The following is a 21020-nucleotide window of genomic DNA, read 5'->3' as shown; positions in this document are numbered from 1 at the left end:
GGCTAAATATAGTGCTAATTTTTCTAATAAAACTTTTATTGAAAAATAGTTTTCCAAATTAAATCATATACTTCAGGGGCTTCTACTTGGCTAGGAAGGCTTTTTTGATCCGAAATGAATACGGGATAGTAGATTGGCTCACAAAAAATACCACCATGTGAACCTTTGATGAGCGTAGCATCCAAAGGAATCACATCCATCAAGTATCTAAAACCACTCAGTTTTCTAGCCAATTTATAGGCCGCTCTCAGTTTAATGAATGGATTTTTAGGGTCCATAAACATCTCTACAGGATCATAACCCGGTTTTCGATGTATATCCACCAATCGGGCATAATCGGGTGCTTTGGCATCATCCATCCAGAAATAATAGGCAAACCATGCTTGTGGTTCCGCAATTAAAACCAGTTCCCCACTTCGCGCATGGTCTATGTGGTAAGCTTTTTGCTCTTCTTTATTCAAGACCTTGGCTATGCCAGGTACTTTTTCTAAGTCAGCCTTGATGGACGCAATTTTGTTGGCATCTTGAATGTACACATGAGCAATCTGGTGATCTGCCGTAGTAAAAGCTGCACTTGCACCAGCATCCAAGAGCTCTAATCCTTGCTCCATGCGTATGCTTATCAAGCCTTTTTCTCGCAAAATACGGTTGATGTAAATCGGTTGATTCACTTCGTTGATTCCATATTCAGATAGCAGGATGACCTTAGCTCCTGTACTTTCAAAATGGGTGACTAAATCTTTAACCACTTCATCGATCTCCTGCAATTCCTTGGCAATCTTGGGAAGATCTGGGCCAAATTTTTGTAGACAATAGTCCAAATGAGGCAAATAAATCAGATTCAGCGTAGGATTATATTTCTTATCTACCCAAATAGACGCATCAGCAATCCATTTAGTCGATTTGATATTGGCATTGGGTCCCCAAAAATTGAATAAGGGGAATGTGCCTAATTCTGCCTGCAATTCATCACGCAAAGAGGCAGGATAGGAGTAACAGTCGGGTGCTTTAACACCGTCAGCATGGTACTGCGGACGAGGAGTCACCGAATAATCGGCCGATGAGTACATATTGTACCACCAGAACATTTTAGCGCAAGTAAAGTTCGGATTGGCTTTTTTAGCTTCATCCCAAATTTTTTCTCCTTGCACCAAATGGTTGGATTGCTTCCAAAACTTTACTTCGGCATCTTCACGGTCATACCAGCCATTTCCTACAATACCATTTTCATTGGGGTATTTTCCTGTGACATAACAACTTTGGGAAGTAGTTGTCACAGCGGGTAAAACGGGTTTGATGTGGCTCAATTGCCTAGAAGCAATGAATTGGTTTAAAAACGGTGTATGTTCACAAAGAACACTTTGACTTAATCCTACGATATCAATAACGACCGTCTTTTGCATCATTTTAGGCTTTTAATTGTTCTTGTACCCATTGAATCTCCCGAATGATGGATTCATGAATGGGAATTTGATGTTCTTCTGGTAATACTCCCCAGGTATAGGTTTCTATTTCCATTTGGCCAGTAAAGGCCTCCTGTTTTTGTATGGCTAATGTTTCTCGGATTTCTTTTTGTGTCGAACCCAATAAACCATAACTCTCTAAAAATAGCGGTACATGGTAGTGTATTCTCCATTCCAAAAATGCCCCAGGCTCATAAGCGGCAAAAGCTTGATCCAAATCTGGATATTGGATGAAACTGCCATCTGCTTTTTTCGCTTTTACCTGATGCAAATACACCGGTTCTTGGTATTTTTTTAACAGGGCTAATTTCTCTTCAGCTTGTTGACTAAAGTCCAAACGCAATGCCGAACTCACTTGTATCTTACCTACTTGTATGCCTTTGTCTTTCAATTCAGCAATGCAAGTAGCAGGATGATCATAGCTAACTCCAAAATGGCAGATGTCAAAACAGATTTGAATATGTCGACGAATCAATTCCTCGGCTTTGGATGCGCTATAGCCTTTTTCAACTAAATGTGGAATGCCCAATGGCAATAAACAAGCACCATACCAATCCACAAATTCACGATGGTTTTCTAAAATACCATCGGGTTCTGGTTCAATATCAATGTGTATGCTTTTTCCGGTAGTTTGTTCTATTTGTGCCAATTGATCCACTAAATCCACCAAGGCCAAAGTACCTTTTTCGGTAGCTTCTTGTAAGGCCTCAGGACTTTTCCACCAAAATCGGTAGGAGAGTGGTGAGGTAGAAATACCCCCTGAAGCTTGACTTTCTGGCAATAATTTGGCTAAAATATGAGCCAAACGTAGGGTATAATCGTAACGTTCTTTCGTGGTCCAATCGGGAGTGTGTACATCGTCTTTCACAACTACTCCATGAAATCCACCAAATGGGAATCCATTCAGCGTAAACACGTATAAGTCCTCGGCTTTCAACCAATCTGTCAGGGCTTTCCAAGCTTGTTCATCTTGTAAATCTTTGCTCGCTAAATCCGCAATGCGTAAACCTAGACCCATGGGAGCATCTGGACTTACCGCTGCCTTCACAGCTGGAATGTTCTTTTGAAGATTGGCAAAATGTTCAGACCAAATTTCACCGGGATGAATGTTGGAACAATAACTTAAAAGCCCTTGTGCTGTTTTCATGATTTACTATCCTAATTGAGCTAAGAAATCAACCGATTTTTTGATTAAATCGAAATTCATTTCATGCACTTCTTTTCCTTTGCCTAGTTTTTCCAACAAAGTAATGCATAATTGTCCCCCCAAATGCTCTTGGAATTCCTGCAAGCCTTTGAATAAATTAGCTTTATCATTTTCTGCCAAAGCAGGGTGGTAGGTATCAAATCCTAAGGTACGAATGACCGCAATGACACGGTCTCTTTCCTCGGCGGTTAAGTAACCGATTTCATGTGAATAGGCTGTGTCTAAAGCAATACCGATGGCCACAGCTTCTCCATGACGTATCTCAAAATTGCTTAAATATTCCAATTTATGTGCTGCCCAATGGCCAAAATCCAATGGTCTAGCCGAACCTAATTCAAAAGGGTCGCCGCTGGAAATATGTTGCATGTGCAATTCGGCACAACGGTAAATTTGCTCAATCATGACCGCTTCGTTGCGCTCATTCATGGCTTGGGCATTGGCTTCCAACCATTGGAAGAAAGCTAAATCCTTGATTAAAGCTACTTTGATGGCTTCCGCAATACCCGATCTCCAGTCGCGGTCGTTTAATGTAGCCAATAAATCCACATCGTTGAAAACCGCTACAGGTGGAGCAAAAGTGCCTAGGAAATTTTTCTTACCCATGTAGTTCACCCCGTTTTTCACACCAACTCCCGAATCATTTTGGGATAAAACCGTACTCGGAATACGAATGAATTTCACTCCACGGTGTGAGATGGCAGCGGCATAGCCACTCATATCTAAAAAGGCTCCTCCGCCAATGCAGGCCACAAAAGAATGTCGATCAATACGGTGCTCATCAATAGCACGAACCACTTCTTCATAAAACCGAGGGTCATTTTTACAAACTTCTCCTCCAGGTAAAATCAAGATTTCTGGGGCCAAATCAGCCACAGGATAGGTTTCAAAGTACTGAACGATTTGCGAAGTCAGATTCGGATGGGCATCAGCCACTCCTTTGTCGATGACAAACACTATCCTTTTCCTAAAATCAGCCAAACCAAAGTTTAAGATAAAATCCTTGAAAACGGGATTATCTTGTTGGAATAAGCCTTTGGAAAAAATGACTTGATAGCGAAAAGGTACCTGAAAATATTGTTCTAATGACTGCATGCTATAAAATTACGTAACGGCAAAGAATTTCCCTACTCGCATGGAAATGGGTAATAGGGCTAATACTGCCAAAGCAATCATCCATTGTCCACTTAAACTCACCCAGGCGGCATTCATCACGATGAGTGATAAGACACCAGCTTTCACTGTTTTTCCAATGTTAGGTCCAATGGGATGTTGATATGCTTTTATTAAAGGTCTAAAGATAAGCGTGATATGCAAAATAATGAAAGGAATAGCTATCCATTGTTCTGATTTTATGGCCAAGGATAATTGTGCTGCATGAATGATCAAAAAGAAAAAGGCTGCAGCTGCTATGGGCCAAGGGGTACTACCATGGACTTCACCCCGACTCACCATGGTGATGGCGGCGATGTACATCAAGGGTAATATCATCCATTGTCCTTGTTCTATGACTCCTAATTCATATACAGACATGCCTAAGAGTAAGTTAAATGCCCGACAAAGTCCCATGTTGATGGGGCCAAAGTAGGTCATGTGTTTGCCTTTCCAGTCGTAAAATAGGGCCAATAAAGTAATGATGATGGCCACATAGCCACTGAGTAAACTTTGTTTGAAGGCTAAGGAAATACCCAAAATGAGTAGGACTAGCCCTCCAATAACAGCGGCTTGCAAGGAAATTCGACCACTAGGTAAAGCCCTTTCTGGTCGTTCTAGGCTGTCTAATTCTCGGTCAAAAACATCATTGAAGACCACGCCACCTGCGTACAAACACATGGTGGAGAATCCCAACAAGACAAGGGGCTGTATGGAATAATCCTTCCAAACAAAAAGGAAACCTACGATGGCCATACCCGCCATGATGTCGGTCAGCGCTGTGATGACATTGGCTGGTCGAGTTAATTCCAAAAAGGCCCTAATCTGACTCATTAGCGAATGATCAAGGAGTTTTTGTTGACTCTTGGAGCTTGTCCGCCACGTAAAACCGTGTTGCCATTGAATTTCAAAGACTGATCTATTTCCATGCCATGGATAAAATCGGATTCCTTAATTTGTCCACTTTGAGCAAAAGCATCCAAGGCATTTTGGTAGCTTACTAAACGAATATCTTCATCGGCAATGCCCTTCATCTTCATCAATGCCGCTGTTTTAGGAATCGCCAAGGGATCGGAGATACCCCAATCGGCCGCGGAATTAATCATGATCATGGATGGACCGTATTGCTTCACAATTTCCACCATACGTTCATTTCCCATTTTTGTGAATGGGTAAATGGTAAAGGCGGCATAAAATCCTTGGTCTAACACCGATTTAACCGTTTCCTCGTTGTTATGATCAATAATGACCATTTTCGGATCTAAACCATGCTCCAAAGCAATGGCCATACTTCTTTCCGTTCCTTTTTTCTTGTCGCGGTGAGGTGTATGCACCTGCACTGGCAAGCCCATTTCTTTGGCTAACTCCAATTGGGCACGGTAATATTTTTCTTCCAAGGCTGTTTGGTCATCAAAACCAATTTCACCTACGCCTACCACACCTTCTTTTTGCAAGAATAAAGGCAAAATCTCCATCACTTCCTCAGCCAAAGCCTCATTGTTAGCCTCACGGGAATTAAGTCCAATGGTGCAATAATGCTTGATACCAAATTGAGAAGAACGAAAACGCTCCCAACCCACCAAGGTAGCAAAATAGTCTTTGAACGATGATAATCCCGTTCTGGGTTGACCCAACCAGAAAGCAGGCTCAATGATGGCCACCACTCCTGCATCAGCTAAAGCTTGGTAATCATCCGTCGTTCTTGCCGTCATATGCACATGAGGGTCAAAAAACTTCATGCCTTTGATATACTGCTCAAATGTTTCTTCCACGGTGCTGGCAGTCATTTCTTCCTCTGCAGATCCTTGAAAGTGGGATGGGTTCGATTGGTGTGGATTTTTACACATAATCTTAGGCTGGTTGGTAAATGGGTTCTGGTTTCTCTAAAGCTCCCCAAAGCTCAGTAGGTACTGCTGGAAGCTCGTTTTTATATTTTTCTGCCAATGTTTTTGCCTCAGGCAAGCTGCTTTGTGCTAAAACAAGGGCAGCGGCCAAACGGTCTGAAGCAGAATCGGAATGAATTAATTTTTCAATATTGGGTAATATTTCTGGGTTCAAATAGGGAACCAGCAAGCGCCAAACTTGTGAAGGTACTCGACGGTTCGCTGCCCAGCGCTCATGTGCAAAATCCACTAAGGTTTGTACCAAAGCTTCGTTATTTCTTTCGGATAAACCCTCAATTTGATGAATCGGCTTATCATTGAATATGCATTTTAAGACCAATTGATTCCATGCCAATTCCGAGAAATAAGTTTTCGGATATGGATTGCCAAAAGCAATGGCATCAAAGATTAAACCCACATTGGAACGCACCGCATCTGTAGCACGGTTCATCCAAGCTTCTGGGTAGGCTAAAACTGGAATGGCTGAAAATAGGGCCACCGATTCGTTTAATTCTGCGGTATCAAAAAGTAAATTGATTTTCTTGATGTATTCTTCCTGACTTAAATCTCTCTCTTGGCAAAGACTCAATAAATACACACGCGCCAAACGGTCTAAGGTCCAGCCGTTCCAATTCCAATCGGGTAGGATGGAAGCGGCTTGACTCAATACTTCGTTTTCTAGTTCTTGTTTTTCAATAAAACGAGGAACCATAACAAAGCTGAGCGATAAAGAATTGGCATCTTTCGCTGATTTATCCCTCAACCAATCCAATTCTTTGGGTTGACATTGGGCACTTAACGCTTGAAATAGGGACTCGGAGATATTCAAAATATACTATTTTATGATGATTTTAGGCTAAAAACGAATTTACTACATAATCCTTAGATTGATGACATGATTTATGTATGATATTTATCAGCAATGACATTTACTGTACATTTTCCTCAGGTTTGATCTGATACGACTTTTTTAAGAGGAATACGGTTTGCCAAAAATAATGAAAGAGCATGCCTGTTTTTCGACTAAACAAGACCTGATTTTCTGTATTGTGCATCACTGGCCTCATTTTGATAAGGTTCAACAGGATTTTCCAAGTCCAAAACAAAGGAACTAGAGCCGCATAGTTCAATAAAATGAGCAAATAGGCGCCTAGGCCATAACTTTTTCTAATCCAGAGTAAATTAGACACTTGGATTTGTACCGAAAATCGATTGACCCAAGAAGTTTTAGCTCGACGGAAGGGATTGTCTCCCAACAAATGTGTCACTCGGATATCCTCAAAATAGGCCAATTTCCCAGCTTGGATTAACCGCGTACTCCATTCGGCATCTTCAGCATACATGAAAAAATCCTCATCCCAAGCTCCCACTTGATCGATTACTTTTTGACTAGTCATCAAGAAAAAACCCACCAAATTATTGGTTTCATAGCTTGCTTGCGCCTCATAACTTGGAAAACATTGATAGACAAAATGCTTCCAAGATGGGATGTTTGGCAAAATGTATAGATCAATACGGATGTCGTTCAGTGTTCGATAATAGGGAATCGGATTTCCTTCGGCATCTATTTGTAAGGCTCCCAGCGCTGCAATTTCTGGCTTTTGAAGGAGGTATTCGTAAGCTTTCCCAATGGCATTATCTGTCACCAAGGTATCCGCATTCATGAACAAGACATGGGGCGCTTTGGCCACAGCTAAACCCGCATTATTGGCTTTGGAAAAGCCTGCATTATAACCTAAATTAATCCAAGTAGTAGCAGGAAATTCCTGAAGAATAGCAGCATTGGCACCTGCTTGGTATTTATTATCCACCACAATGCACTCAAATTCCAAACCTTGGGTATACTGGTAAATGCTTCGGAAGCAATTCAGTAAAAGATCTTCACTTTGGTAATTCACAAATATGATGGAAAGCTGCATATCTTACAAAAATAGAAGAGATTAGCGAATAATGCATCCTTAAGTTTTATACTATTTCTTGTTCATTCAAAATGAACGTTACTTTACCATGACTAATTTGGCATTTCTTTTTTTTCATAAAAAAAGAAACAAAATAAACAGTAGAAATACGGTTAATCCTGAGACGAATTCCGCTGCGCGGAACCGATGTTCACTCCGCATACGGCTTTAATCTTTGACGCTTAATTCAGACCTACGCACGGGGTCAAATATTCGCCTGCCGCTTCGCTCATGCTTCGTTCCCATCTTTCGTTGGGATTAACCGTTAGGTATAGAATGAAGAATGTAGAATTTATATGAACGGCAATACCGTCGTTCAGCTCCAGCGAAAGGTGATGAACGAAGCGGTAGACGAGGTTTTGACCTCAGCCTGGGCGATGCGCGTCGGCGTCAAAAATATAGGCGATAGCGGAGAGAATCACGGTTTCGCGAAGCGAAATTCGCCTTTGCTGGACGACAAAAAAAGAAGTTTTTTTGTTTCTTTTTTTCTCCAAAAAAAGAAAGATCAACGAGATTTTTAACTAAGAAATGTATTTATGTAAACTTATTAAACAATACTTTTTACTGAACCTTACTTACCGAGGCATTTCTTTTTTTTCATAAAAAAAGAAACAAAAAAAACAGTAGAAATACGGTTAATCCTAAGACGAATTCCGCTTTGCGGAACCGATGTTCACTAAGCATACGGCTTTAATCTTTGACGCTTAGCTCAGACCTACGCACGGGGTCAAATATTCGCCTGCCGCTTCGCTCATGCTGCATTCCCATCTTTCGTTGGGATTAACCGTTCAGTGTAGAATTTAGAATTTATATGAATGACAATACCGTCGTTCAGCTCCAGCGAAAGGTGATGAACGAAGCGGTAGACGAGGTTTTGACCTCAGCATGGGCGATGCGCGTCGGCGTCAAAAATATAGGCGATAGCGTAGAGAATCACGGTTTCGCGAAGCGAAATTCGCCTTTGCTGGACGACAAAAAAAGAAGTTTTTTTGTTTCTTTTTTTCTCCAAAAAAAGAAAGATCAACGAGATTTTTAACTAAGAAATGTATTTATGTAAACTTATTAAACAATACTTTTTACTGAACCTTACTTACCGAGGCATTTCTATTTTTTCATAAAAAATGAAAGATCAATGAGATTTTTAACTAAGAAATGTATTTATGTGAACTTATTTAGCAATTCATTTTACTGAACCTTACTTACCAAGGCATTTTTTTTAGGAATTAGAAACTAATATCTAAGTCCTTAATAACTTATACCTAATCCCTAACAACTAACAACTATTCCATCCATTCTCCATTAACCCAACTAGGTAAACCAAGCAAATTCAGTTAATTTTGCAAGATGGAAGAAAGACCGATCACCGACTGGTTACCCTTGACAAAAAAAGAAGTGGAAAAACGCGGCTGGGACGAGCTAGATGTTATTTTAATATCAGGCGACGCCTACGTAGACCATCCCTCTTTTGGTACGGCAGTGATTGGCAGAATCATGGAAAGTGAAGGTTTGAAGGTGGGTATTGTGGCCCAACCCAACTGGCAAGATGATTTACGTGATTTCAAGAAACTAGGTAAACCCAAGTACTTTTTTGGTGTAACCGCCGGTTGCATGGATTCCATGGTGAATCATTATACGGCCAACCGTCGTTTGCGTTCCAATGATTCCTACACCCCCGGTGGTGAAGCAGGTTTTAGACCCGATTATGCCACCACGGTCTATTCCAAAATCCTCAAAGAAATTTATCCCGATGTTCCTGTATTAATTGGAGGAATAGAAGCCTCTTTACGTCGGGTGACGCATTATGATTACTGGGCCGACAAATTATTTCCATCGGTTTTAGTGGATTCAAAGGCAGATATGTTGGTCTACGGCATGGGCGAGCAGCCTTTGAGGGAGATTATTCGTGGCGTAAAAAGCGGGATTCCTTTGAAAGACTTAACGCATATTAATCAAGTCGCTTTTTTACAGCCTAATGAGGCCGCATTACCCGAGGTTGATTCTTGGGAAACGGTCAGTTTGAGCAGTCATGAGGATTGCTTGGTCGACAAAATTAAATACGCTGCCAATTTCAAGATTGTGGAGGTGGAGTCCAATAAATGGCAGGCCAATCGAATTACGCAGCAAGTAGGAGATCAAACCTTGGTGATCAATCCACCTTTCAAAACCATGGAAGAGGTGGAGATGGATCGCTCTTTTGATTTGCCTTATACGCGTTTACCTCATCCTAAATACCGCAAAAGAGGGCCTATTCCCGCTTTTGAGATGATTAAATTCTCGGTCAACATGCACCGAGGCTGTTTTGGAGGTTGTAGTTTTTGTACCATATCGGCCCACCAAGGGAAATTCATCGCTTCTCGGAGTGAGAAGTCCATCATGAAGGAGGTAGATCAAATCACGAAATCACCGGATTTCAAAGGATATATTTCTGATTTGGGTGGACCATCGGCCAACATGTACAAGATGCGTGGCAAAGACGAGTCTATCTGTGCCCGTTGCTCTAGTCCTAGCTGCATTCACCCCGTGATTTGTTCCAATTTGGATACATCTCACAAACCCTTGACAGAGATTTACAAGAAAGTAGATGCGCATCCAGGCATCAAGAAAGCATTTGTGGGTTCGGGAGTGCGTTATGATTTATTGGTGGATGATTTCAATAAGAATAATTCTGACATGAACCACGATGAATACATGGAGCAATTGATTACGCGCCATGTTTCCGGCCGATTGAAAGTAGCTCCAGAGCATACTTCCGATGCTACCTTACGGGTTATGCGTAAGCCTTCTTTCAAATATTTCAGGAAGTTCAAAGAGAAATACGATGCCATTTCAGCCAAGCATGGTTTGAAACAGCCTTTGATTCCATATTTCATTTCTTCTCACCCAGGATGTGAGGAAGTGGACATGGCCAATTTAGCGGCAGAAACCAAGGACTTAGGCTTTCACTTGGAACAAGTACAGGATTTCACCCCAACGCCTATGACGGTAGCGGAGGTGATTTATTATACAGGTGTGCATCCGTATACTTTGCAGCCGATTTATACGGCCAAAACTAAAGAAGAGAAACAAAATCAAAATAAGTATTTCTTTTGGTATAAAGCAGAATTCAAGGATTGGATTCGGAACCGTTTAACCAAATTACAGCGGCCCGACTTAGCGCAGCGCTTATTGGGCTTTAGAAATAGGAACCAAAAATATTAATCAAATTATAGCACATGGAAGTTAAAGACAGTAACGGTAATTTATTGAACGACGGAGATTCAGTAACAGTCATCAAAGATTTAAAAGTACGTGGATCATCTGGCGTCATCAAACGCGGAACCATGGTGCGCAATATCCGTTTAACCGATTTCGAAGGCGAAGTAGAAGGAAAAGTAGAAAAAACGATGATGGTCTTGAAGACGGAGTTTTTGAAGAAAGCGTAACTTTTAATGGTAAGTGGTAAATGGTGAATTGTAAATGGGGGCTTTTTTTAGGGAGGATTAAGCTTTTATTTTAAAATCTTTGAGGGTCTTACCATCCTTATTTTTCCATTCTGTAAGTCCGTTCGCATTTCGTCCCATGACCATTGTAGCTGCTGTCGATGGACTACTAAAAATAAAGTCATCAGAAAATTCAAAAAGCTTAATAGTTGAATAGTTTTTTGTTCGATATTATTAAATCAAATTGACGTTTTGTATAGTTTATATATTTAGGCAAAGTTTCTCATTGAATCTGCAGAGCTCATTAATTGTATAAGTGTCAAAGTGTGATATTTTATCTTGTGTTTAAAAATTGGGGCATGTTTAGTGTGTCAATTAAGCTTAGTTTCATGCGTAAAACAAATATTATTTCTATCTAACATGTCTTATTAGTTGTAAAAATGTCCCAAGATTTTTTTATCAATTTTGAAATATTTTTTTTTGATTCAATTGTCACTACCGATTAGATTTCAGTGAGTATTCATAGATAAGAATAATTTAAGAAATAAATTATGAAACCTAATTCAAGCAGTTACCGTTGATAAAGGTTATCTTGTTAGATTAACTTTAACGAAGTACTTTAAATGACGTACCAGAAAGCCATTTTATTTTAAGTTCTTTTACTTTGTTTTTTTCTATAATTATTCGTTCATATAATTCTAAATTATATTTAATTTCTTGGTTGTACAAATTTGGAAGTGCAAATTGAACACGATTTGTTCTAACAATATCTTCCACAAATATCTTTGCTTGATCGTACTTATCAAGATTATATTCAATAGTATAGGTATCGTAAGATGATATCCGATTTGCAAAAGCCAAATAGGCAAGGAAAAACTCATAAATGGATTTATGAGAAAATTTATAATCTCCAAGTGAATTTCGATTAAGAAGTGATCTGCTTTTTATTTCTATTTCATTCAAGTTAATTTTGAATTTGTTTGAAATTTTATTTGCATCTGCAAGTGGAATATAGATACCATTTTTTTTATAATTTTTGTAAATATGTTTCGAAACTTCATAAGAAAAGTAAATTAAGTTCAAACGGAAATCATTTCTTTTATCTTGTTCATATTTATTAGATTCTCTTGTAAACCAATTCTCAATTAAGGTTTCATAGATATCAAAACTTGAATTTAAATTTTTCTTATCTGAATTTATGATCTCTTTTATGTATGATAAAAGCATTGGGCGAACCATTAAATCATAAGTATTTTCAATTATTTTATTCGCTTTTCTTTTTTTACCTATTTCATAAAAATGAAAAATTCTATTTATATACCTTGATACATCTTTTTGGTCAAACGGAGAAATGTATAATTTCTTTACTTTATGATATCCATTTCCAGAGGTGTTGAATTTCTTAATTTTCAATTCAAAAGGTTCTTCTTTTTCAGATGTAAAAAAGTGTGTTCTACATGTTATTACTACCACCTTGAATTCTTTAACCGAATCAATTATCTCGTCAAATTTATCTTTTATGATTTCATTTTCAATTAATGGAATTTCGTCAAATCCATCGAGAAGTAATATTGTATTATTTGGAAATTCTACTTTATTAATCTGCTCTTTGATTATATCTAAGTTCTCACCTAATGGAAGTAACTTTATATTGTTTTTAGATAATTTGAAATTAAATAATGAAATATATCTAGAAAATAAATTGAGCATAAATGTTGACTTTCCCATTCCAGAATCTCCAAGAATCAAGTAGAACCTATTCTCATTTTCTTTCAATGAGAACACTTTTTTTAGGAAGAAGTTTAACAAGTCCTCTTTTGTTGAAAATGCATGTGAGCTTTTATAGTTTATTTCGTTTGCGGGATCAATATTTTGACATTTAGTTCTTATATAATTTCTTTTGGCTTCTCGAATTGCGGTATTATCAAAGTAGGGAAAAAGACTACGTTTTTCTCGACGCTCATTAATGGCTTGATAAATATATTTTAATACTTTGAATAAGCTTGCGCCAACAAGAGGAATGGTTAAGCTCTTTATGAATATATTTGTTTCATATATAAACCAATCCCAAATGACATACAATAGTTGCATATGAAAAAGTCTTTTTACAGCTAATAGATTAGGATTTTAGTTTAATACTTAAGAAGTATTTTAAATTTTTGTCATCTTAAAATTTCAATAGATGCATAAAAATTCATTTTAATTTTTAAGTTCAAATTATAAATGGGTATTTTTTTAATTATACTCTTCTAAAATTTTCTCTTTATTTTCCGCACTATTTAAAACTTTTTTGATTTGTATTTCAATTGATTCTTTAAGTTTTGTAGAAAAATTAATTTCCGTTGAATCCAATCCTAAATCAAGGAATTCTTGCCGTTCTATATTACATAAATAATCTATAAATTCTCGTACTCTTTTAATTCGCAATTTTATTCTAGACATAAAATCCCTTTCGTAATAAAATTGAAGCTCTTTTCCAGCTGATTTTACAAATGAATTATTTATACTTTCATCATATATGCCTGAATCCAGACTTATTAAATCAATGTATGCGAAGTTGAATGCAAGATATTTGAAAATATAATTCCCCAACGCTGTAATTTTAATTTGATCTACATCTTCTGAAAATTTTTCTAATCTATTATTGGCTTCTATTAACCCTTTTTCAAGAAATAAATCAATATTGTTGATACAATCTGTTTTAGAATCATATTTAACATCAAAATTATGTATTAAATATTTAACATCAACAAACCCGTTTGAACCTTTGTCACCAGCTTTGTTATGTAAATAATTCAATATTCTTAACCCAGTAAAGTGAGAACTATCTGTGTCATTTCTAAGTTGATAGAGATTTGGTATTTTACTACTACGTTCATCATAAAAAAACCGATTAGGAATCATCATTGGTTTTACGACTTGATGTACTTGGAATACCCAATCAGAATGAGCAGCCATTTCATTTATATTAGTGTAACCAGATGTTAAAAAACCTTTAAAAAATTCTAGGGCTTGTCGCACATCTCCATGTGTAGCATATCTTAAAAAGTAACTCAATGGAGATTTCTTATTTATAAGTTGGTTTTTACAAATATTTAGAAAAGCTACTAATGTATTAAGTTCCTTTATATCTTTTATTCCAAACTCAGAATCTATATCTGCAGTAAATGTAATTTTATCAATTATGTACTCTATTCTTTTTATGATTACCTCAGTAATTACAGGAGAAGAAAGATGAAATCCAGGACTTTGATAAGCATCTAACACACCTCTTGAACTTGCTTCTGCATATCGTTCCTCTCTCATTGCAACTATTACCAAACAACTCAGCTTATCAGATATTTCACTAGCAGTAAGAAAACAAACATCTTGCAATTCTGGAGGCAATTGATCCATGTTGTCGATAAAAATAACAAGGGCTTTATTCTTGTCTTTCCATTTTAAACTTATTTTTTCACACACTAATTTTGTGTCTTTTAAGTTTGTTTGAATAAATTCTCTTATTAACTTCTGATAGTCATTATCCGTTTCTCTTAATTCTGCTAAAATTTGTTTTTTAAAAATATCAAACTCGTTTGAAAACAAATCTAATATTTGATCTCTTGATCCATTTCTTAAATTTGAAATATCAATACTTTCTAATAATTTTTGCCATATTTCTTCACTCAAACGCTCCTTAGTTTGTGCCGAATATAATAATGCAATTAATCCAACTTGAGAAAGCATTTTAATCTCAATTGGTTGAGTATGATATAAAAATCTTTTAATGAAAGTGGATTTGCCTGCACCTCTTCCGCCAAAAAGTATCATTACGTTATTAAGCTTTTCCTTTTTTATGATTTCGGTAATTCTAAATCCTAAAGCTCCACCTCGTTTATCATCAGAAAAGTCCCTAAAACCTAGGTTTTTAAAATATGGTGTTAAAGAATCATGTAAAAAACCTTGCATGTCTTTTTGAAGGGAATCATTTAATCCTTTGTTTGTTACATAGCACGAGTCCATGAAATCTTTATCGGTTTCTGGGATTGGACCTAAATATTTTAAGGAAATAGTTTTTAATGGTCCTGCATAATTATTACTATTAACAGGTGTATTGAACGTAGTTATATTATTTTTCGGATAAAATATTTCAGAATAGGTCTTTTTGGATACTCCAATATTCGTATTTAAAGAATCTAAATTATTTACTGCATAATAACCTAATAAATTTGTTGCCTCTGTTAAATTCTTTTCAAAATAATTTAAGTTCTTTATTACATAAGCTGGTAATTTTTTCCAAGGTTTATGGTGTGAATGAATTCGGAAAATTATCCAAACTTCACCATTGCAAATTGCTGCGAAATTGCAAAACAAGTCCTCAGCATATTCTTTTACTTGTGAAATAGCATTCTTTATTACATCATCAGTTAATAATTTTTCAAGTATAATTTTTTGAAATGGTTCTTTTGAATTAAAAGTTTTTGGTAACTCAAAATATTCACTATTCTTCTTGCTTTCAATAATTATTAATGGTCTATCATTTCTGTCTTTTAAAACATAATCAGCCCTGTTTCCATCAATATATTTTTCTGTCAGAATTGTATCTTTAGGCCATTTCAAAATGTCCACTATGATTGTATCAATTATTTTAAATCTAGTGTCAGCTTCATTCAGATTAATTTCTCCAAATTTTTGTTTCAATTGTTTCAAAATCTCTAATTCTGTCATATTCTTTTTTTGTAGGTGGTATATATTCTAAATATTTTCACGTCTCAACTACAATTATTTTTTGATAATTAAATAATTGCTAATTACATATTTTAATATAAATAATATTTCAAAATATGTTGAGTTAGTTTACGATGTTTAATCTACCCAAAATCCATTTACCCACCATATCCAGTAGGTCTACGAACTAGACTTTGTTGTAAAGACAAATTGAAATTTTGCTGGAAAATGAACCATAGAAATTGAGAACATGCCGTTTAATCCATTATTGGGATAAACATGCTGGTGTTTTGGCTAAAATGGAGTAAGAAAATAGCTAAGAGAAAGCCATCAACCGTTCGTGTAAAATGCTTCCATGGAAGGTGATATAGGAAAACATTATGGCGTCTTATGCCAATCCCAATTTGTCCAATTTCTTGCCCAAGGTCATTTGCTTGATTTCTGTTTCTAAGGTAGCAAAGTCTGGCTTTTGAACAGACTTGATCAAATTCCCTTGGCTCATCACATGTATTTCATCGCAGGTATCACTCAAGGTGGAGAATATATGCGAGGAAATAATCACGGTCTTATTCAATGCTTTGAGTTGATGAATGATTTCCGTAATCAAGATGTTACTTTGTATATCCACGCCATTAAATGGCTCGTCTAGGATAAAGTACTCGTTGCCCTGTAGTAAAATGGCCGTCAAGGCTAATTTCTTCTTCATTCCCGTGGAATAAGTCGCCGCATATTGGTTCAAGGGCAAATCAAATATGTTCTTGTCCTCCATGTTGGAGATTTGGACGTCCCTGGCTTGGCATAACAACTGTAAGTATTCCTTGCCTGTTATTTTGGGAAAGAAGAAAGGTTCTGTCAATAATAAACCTAGGTGATTTTTAAGGGGTGTCAGATCTGAACTAATCTCTCCTTCGTAATCTTCTAAGCCTGCTATGCACCTAAAGAAGGTAGTCTTTCCCGCACCATTTTCACCCACAATCCCATACACTTTCCCTTGCTCATAATCCAGCTGGATTTGATGCAACACTTCCTTGGTCCCAAATTTCTTGGATAAGTTTCGGATGGATATCATTTCAATAAACGGCTAAGGCGGTGTTCAGATTTTTTGAAAAAGTAGGGGATGAAAATCAGGAGAAAGGGCGGAAACCATAGGCATAGCGCCAAAAAGATACTGGGTGTGAGGTATATTTCATTGGGATACTCAGAATATTTACTCACAATCATCGATATCAAAAATGCCCAACTAAGCCCAATGAATAGCAATATGATGCCTATGTTTGGATAAAAGAAAAAGGAGAGGAGCAGTGCTATGGGTAAAGCAAGCAAAGTAGAAAACAGTATGGCCGTTTTTATTTTCCTCAACAAAAAGGCTTTCGGTTTCAGATGGAAGGCCCAAACGTAATATTCATTCTCTGCTTTGGAATGGTAAAATAGGCTGGTAATAAATACGATCAACAAAGCGAATATCCCCATATTAAAATTGTCCAGAAATACAGCCACAACAGCCAATCCATAAGCCAGAATAAACAGGTAAAATGTATTTCTGAAACCTATCGTAAATTCAAAAGGTCTTTTTGAAAATGGAGTCCAAAGCGTCCATGCCATGGCTGTTTTGAACTGGCTAAGTGCTAACAGTATGACCAAAGCAAGCAATAAGGCCATATAAGCAAAAAGCTGTTGATACAACAGAAAAGCGAGAAAAGGCAGAGAAGCCATCACATTCTCGCAAATTCTAATTTTTTTCATGCTGGAATCGCCAAAACAAATACGTAGAAACTCCGTTCTCCGCTTTTCTGACAAATTTCCAATCATCGATAGCGCCAAAAGCAAGTAAATGTAGGGGGCAAAATCCGTGCTTTGAAAAAGGTAAACAGATAATCCTAGGAACAAAGCTGTCAATCCAACATAACCCAATAGCGGATGTATGCCCGCATCTTTCAAATGACGGTTGGACATCTTTACTTGTAGTTCAAAATACTCTTTCACCAGGCTGTTGTTTGGTGGTATTAAAATACGCTAAATTGTTTCATTGACATAACCGTTCGTGTAAAATGCTATTCATTTGTAGTTACTTCTTAATGTAGAATGTAAAATGAAGAATGTAGAATTTCTGATAGAATTCACCTTAGTTGGACGACAAAAAAGAAATTCCATGAGAATTAATGAAACGAAAAGTATTTTAAACTCTTTTGAATTCGTCACTTTTTCTGGAGCTTAACTTTCTTCGGTCTTTCTTTTTTTTTCAAAAAAAGAAACAAAAAAAACGGAAGAAATACGGTTAATCCTAAGACGAATTCCGCTGCGCGGAACCAATTGTCACTCCGCATACGGCTTTAATCTTTGACGCCAACGCACATAGCCCTTGCGCAGGGTCAAATATCCGCCTTCCGCTTCGCTCATGCTGCGTTCCAATCTTTCGTTGGGATTAACCTTTCCATGAAGAATGTAAAATTAAGAATATAGAATTTTTAATAGAAAACTCCGTCGTGCAGCCCTGCGAAATGTGATGAACGCAGCGGTAGACGAGGTTTTGACCTCAGCATTGGCGATGTGCGATGGCGTCAAAAGTATAGGCGATAGCGGAGTGAATCACGGTTCCGCGAAGCGGAATTCGCCTTGGCTGGACGACAAAAAAAGAAGTTTTTTTGTTTCTTTTTTTCAAAAAAAGAAAATCCATGTGAATTAATGAAACGAAAAGCGCTTGATTTCAAATGAAAAGTATTTTACACTCTTTTGAATTCGTCACTTTTTCTGGAGCTTAACTTTCTTTGGGATTAACCTCTCAATGTAAATTGTAAAACTCTAAATGGTTTTTCTACATTCTTCATTCTACATTGAACGGTTAATCCTACGAAAGATGGGAACGCAGCATGGGCGAAGCGGAAGGCTGAAAGGAAATGATCAATGATGAATTATAAATTATAAATGGATGTAGGATTTTACATCCTAAACACTAATAACTCATAACTAATATTGCCGCTGCGTTCATCACATTTCGCAGGGCTGCACGACGATGTTTTTCATCAAAATTTTACATTCTTCATTCTACATTCTACATTCTACTTTCTTCATTCCTCATTCTTCATTCTTCATTCAAAATGAATCATTCACCACTTACCATTTACAGTTCCTCTTCTTCGTCAGAATCCTCCTCTTGAATCAGCCCTTGGTTGAGTTTTTTGGTGGATTTGATGCCTAGTTTGTGGAGTTTTTCCGCACGGGTAACCAGGTTCCCTTTTCCGGTGCTAAGCTTATTGACGGCATTGGAATGGGCGTCTTCTGCCTTTTTGATGTGCTTGCCTACGTCTTCCATGTCTTGGGTAAAGCTGACAAATTTGTCGTAGAGATCTCCGGCTTGTCGAGCTATTTCAATGGCATTGCGAGTTTGGTATTCGGTTTTCCAAACGGAAGCAATCGTTCTGAGCGTCGCCAATAGGGTAGACGGGGAGACCAAGACTATTTTTCTTTCCCAAGCAAAGTTGAATAAAGAGGTGTCCTGAGAAATAGTCGCCACAAATCCGGATTCAATGGGGATGAATAGCAAGACAAAATTGGGGCTATTCAAGTTCAGACCGGTGTGGTAATCTTTGGCAGATAATTCTTTGATGTGGTTCTTTAAGGATTCAATGTGGGCCTTGAGGGCTATGTCCTTATCAAGGGTACCTTCCTCGGCGCTGGTGTAGCGTTCGTATGCTACCAAAGACACTTTGCTATCAATGATTAGATTTTTGTTGTCAGGCAAGAAAATGACGGCATCTGGTTTGATGCTTTCGTTCATTTGATTTCTGGTCACGAATTGTGTCTCATATTCAGAGCCTTTTTTGAGGCCTGAGCTTTCCAATACGCGTTCAAGGATCATTTCACCCCAGTTTCCTTGGGTTTTATTGGAGCCTTTGAGCGCATTGGTCAAATCTTCTGTTTTTTGGGTAACGGTTTGGTTGAGGCTGGTTAGGTTTTTGATTTGCTCCATTAAGGCGCTATTTTGCTCAATGCTGCTCTTTTGTCCTAGGTTGACTTTCTCTTCAAACTCTTTTAGCTTTTCTTTGAGCGGATTGAGTACGTCGTTGAGCTTCACTTGTTGCTGCTCGCTGAGTACTTTCCCTTGTCGGAGGACGGATTCATTGCTGATATCCACCAGCATTTTGCGCATTTTTTCTTCGTCGGCCTTCTGGCTATCTAAGGATTCTTTGAGGCTGGTATTTTGGCCTTCCAACAAAGAAACTTGTCCAAACATGCTTCTGTTTTCTTGTTCTAGCTCTTGGATTTTCTTTTTGTTTTCGGCCTCTAGTGTGAGCCATTTGCTTTGTTCTTGTTGAAGCAGAGCCAATTGGTTAGCTATTACGTTGATTTTACCTTGGAGTAGGAGGTAGGTGATACCGGCTCCTGCCAATATGCCGAGAAGGATGTAGAGGATAGTCATGGGGCAAAGATAGGGAAATTGTAGATTGTAGAATGTAGAATGTAGAATGTAGAATGTAGAATGTAGAATGTAGAATGTAGAATGTAGAATGTAGAATGTAGAATGTAGAATGTAGAATGTAGAATGTAGGCAATCCTACTAAGTTATAAGTATATTGGCATTTAATATCAATTATTTAGATTCTATCATGTTATGTTCGTTAGATATTTGATGAAAAATCAAATGAGATCTGACAATATTATTCAGGTAAAGAGTTTTCAATTTGCATTAGAGATTATACGAACAGTCAAACTTATTCAAGTTGAGAAAAAAGAGTATATACTTACTAAGCAAATCTTAAGGTCTGGGACTTCGATTGGGGCAAATGTTGAAGAAGCAATAGGAGGGGCTTCAAAGAGAGATTTCTATGCAAAAATGCATATCGCTTATAAAGAAGCAAGAGAAACTGGATATTGGATTAAGCTTTTAAGAGAATCCAACATTTATTGTAATGAAGAATTACAAAATAAATTAGAAGAGCTTCTTAGAATTTTAGGTAGTATTTTGAAGTCAAGCCATTTATACCATTAATTCTTCATTCTACATTCTTCATTCTTCATTCTACATTCTTCATTCTTCATTCTTCATTCTACATTCTTCATTTCCCTAATAACTAACCCTAAACCCTAATAACAAAAAAAAGCCCACTAGAGACTAGCGGGCTTGATAATAATAACTTGGAGCTTACTTACTTTCCCGGGTTTGATCCCAGTATCATCAGCGGTGCGGGGCTTAACTTCTCTGTTCGAGATGGGAAGAGGTGAACACCCGTCCTATC

Annotated in this window: 19 protein-coding genes and 1 rRNA gene; 6 read left to right on the top strand and 14 right to left on the bottom strand. The window is 37.4% G+C overall.

Annotated features, from left to right (window positions below; genetic code table 11):
• Positions 1-35: 35 nt before the first annotated feature.
• The 7 genes from G9H60_RS12715 to G9H60_RS12685 form a co-directional block, all read right to left on the bottom strand.
• Complete coding sequence (locus tag G9H60_RS12715; protein WP_223144440.1) at positions 36-1403, bottom strand: alkaline phosphatase family protein; 1368 nt, start codon at positions 1401-1403, stop codon at positions 36-38.
• Positions 1404-1407: 4 nt separating this feature from the next.
• Entirely contained in the window at positions 1408-2610 is a 1203-nt protein-coding gene (eboE, locus tag G9H60_RS12710; RefSeq protein WP_223144431.1) for a metabolite traffic protein EboE, read from the bottom strand.
• 6 nt (positions 2611-2616) lie between these two features.
• The gene (locus G9H60_RS12705; RefSeq protein ID WP_223144430.1) at positions 2617-3762 is read right to left on the bottom strand and encodes a 3-dehydroquinate synthase; all 1146 of its coding nucleotides are present in this window, start codon (positions 3760-3762) and stop codon (positions 2617-2619) included.
• A 9-nt stretch (positions 3763-3771) separates the two neighbouring features.
• Positions 3772-4653, bottom strand: a complete 882-nt coding sequence (gene eboC, locus G9H60_RS12700; protein WP_223144429.1) for a UbiA-like protein EboC — start codon at positions 4651-4653, stop codon at positions 3772-3774.
• Entirely contained in the window at positions 4653-5606 is a 954-nt protein-coding gene (locus tag G9H60_RS12695) for a TatD family hydrolase (protein WP_262900042.1), read from the bottom strand. Before G9H60_RS12695 ends, eboC begins: the two co-directional genes overlap by 1 nt.
• A gap of 64 nt (positions 5607-5670) precedes the next feature.
• The gene (locus tag G9H60_RS12690) at positions 5671-6531 is read right to left on the bottom strand and encodes an EboA domain-containing protein (protein WP_223144427.1); all 861 of its coding nucleotides are present in this window, start codon (positions 6529-6531) and stop codon (positions 5671-5673) included.
• A gap of 100 nt (positions 6532-6631) precedes the next feature.
• Positions 6632-7621 (bottom strand): glycosyltransferase family 2 protein, encoded by a 990-nt coding sequence (locus G9H60_RS12685; RefSeq protein WP_223144426.1) that lies wholly within the window; start codon positions 7619-7621, stop codon positions 6632-6634.
• A gap of 335 nt (positions 7622-7956) precedes the next feature.
• Between G9H60_RS12685 and G9H60_RS12680 the strand changes: the two genes are divergently transcribed.
• The 4 genes from G9H60_RS12680 to G9H60_RS12665 all read left to right on the top strand — a co-directional run bounded on the left by G9H60_RS12680 (position 7957) and on the right by G9H60_RS12665 (position 11082).
• The gene (locus G9H60_RS12680) at positions 7957-8181 is read left to right on the top strand and encodes a hypothetical protein (RefSeq protein WP_223144425.1); all 225 of its coding nucleotides are present in this window, start codon (positions 7957-7959) and stop codon (positions 8179-8181) included.
• A gap of 290 nt (positions 8182-8471) precedes the next feature.
• Positions 8472-8696 (top strand): hypothetical protein, encoded by a 225-nt coding sequence (locus G9H60_RS12675; RefSeq protein WP_223144424.1) that lies wholly within the window; start codon positions 8472-8474, stop codon positions 8694-8696.
• A 308-nt stretch (positions 8697-9004) separates the two neighbouring features.
• Complete coding sequence (locus G9H60_RS12670; RefSeq protein ID WP_223144423.1) at positions 9005-10858, top strand: YgiQ family radical SAM protein; 1854 nt, start codon at positions 9005-9007, stop codon at positions 10856-10858.
• Positions 10859-10872: 14 nt separating this feature from the next.
• A complete protein-coding gene (locus G9H60_RS12665; RefSeq protein WP_109322565.1) occupies positions 10873-11082 on the top strand; it encodes a zinc ribbon domain-containing protein YjdM in 210 nt (69 codons plus the stop codon).
• 57 nt (positions 11083-11139) lie between these two features.
• Here the strand turns inward: G9H60_RS12665 and G9H60_RS12660 are convergent, their stop codons facing one another.
• The 5 genes from G9H60_RS12660 to G9H60_RS12640 form a co-directional block, all read right to left on the bottom strand.
• Positions 11140-11286 (bottom strand): DUF4357 domain-containing protein, encoded by a 147-nt coding sequence (locus tag G9H60_RS12660; RefSeq protein WP_223144439.1) that lies wholly within the window; start codon positions 11284-11286, stop codon positions 11140-11142.
• Between the two features lie 399 nt (positions 11287-11685).
• Complete coding sequence (locus G9H60_RS12655; protein ID WP_223144422.1) at positions 11686-13170, bottom strand: NACHT domain-containing protein; 1485 nt, start codon at positions 13168-13170, stop codon at positions 11686-11688.
• Between the two features lie 144 nt (positions 13171-13314).
• Positions 13315-15786, bottom strand: coding sequence for a type I restriction enzyme HsdR N-terminal domain-containing protein (locus tag G9H60_RS12650; RefSeq protein ID WP_223144421.1), 2472 nt, complete (start codon positions 15784-15786; stop codon positions 13315-13317).
• 388 nt (positions 15787-16174) lie between these two features.
• Entirely contained in the window at positions 16175-16855 is a 681-nt protein-coding gene (locus G9H60_RS12645; protein ID WP_223144420.1) for an ABC transporter ATP-binding protein, read from the bottom strand.
• Positions 16852-17739 (bottom strand): ABC transporter permease, encoded by an 888-nt coding sequence (locus G9H60_RS12640; protein WP_223144419.1) that lies wholly within the window; start codon positions 17737-17739, stop codon positions 16852-16854. Before G9H60_RS12640 ends, G9H60_RS12645 begins: the two co-directional genes overlap by 4 nt.
• A gap of 550 nt (positions 17740-18289) precedes the next feature.
• Between G9H60_RS12640 and G9H60_RS12635 the strand changes: the two genes are divergently transcribed.
• Positions 18290-18469 carry a hypothetical protein gene (locus G9H60_RS12635; RefSeq protein WP_223144418.1) on the top strand — a complete coding sequence of 60 codons (180 nt, stop codon included), beginning with the start codon at positions 18290-18292 and terminating at the stop codon, positions 18467-18469.
• A 435-nt stretch (positions 18470-18904) separates the two neighbouring features.
• On the opposite strand, the gene rmuC is transcribed toward G9H60_RS12635, so the two are convergent.
• Positions 18905-20203 (bottom strand): DNA recombination protein RmuC, encoded by a 1299-nt coding sequence (rmuC, locus tag G9H60_RS12630; protein ID WP_223144417.1) that lies wholly within the window; start codon positions 20201-20203, stop codon positions 18905-18907.
• 210 nt (positions 20204-20413) lie between these two features.
• Here rmuC and G9H60_RS12625 point away from each other — a divergent pair, with 210 nt between their 5' ends.
• Complete coding sequence (locus G9H60_RS12625) at positions 20414-20773, top strand: four helix bundle protein (protein WP_262900041.1); 360 nt, start codon at positions 20414-20416, stop codon at positions 20771-20773.
• Between the two features lie 144 nt (positions 20774-20917).
• On the opposite strand, the gene rrf is transcribed toward G9H60_RS12625, so the two are convergent.
• Positions 20918-21020, bottom strand: a 5S ribosomal RNA gene (gene rrf / locus G9H60_RS12620); the annotation flags it as partial.

Origin of the sequence: Aquirufa aurantiipilula, from assembly GCF_019923745.1 — a bacterium.
In the GTDB taxonomy this organism is placed as follows: Bacteria; Bacteroidota; Bacteroidia; order Cytophagales; family Spirosomataceae; genus Aquirufa; species Aquirufa aurantiipilula.
Note: the sequence above shows the minus strand (reverse complement) of the source record. Positions and strands in the feature narration are given on the sequence as shown.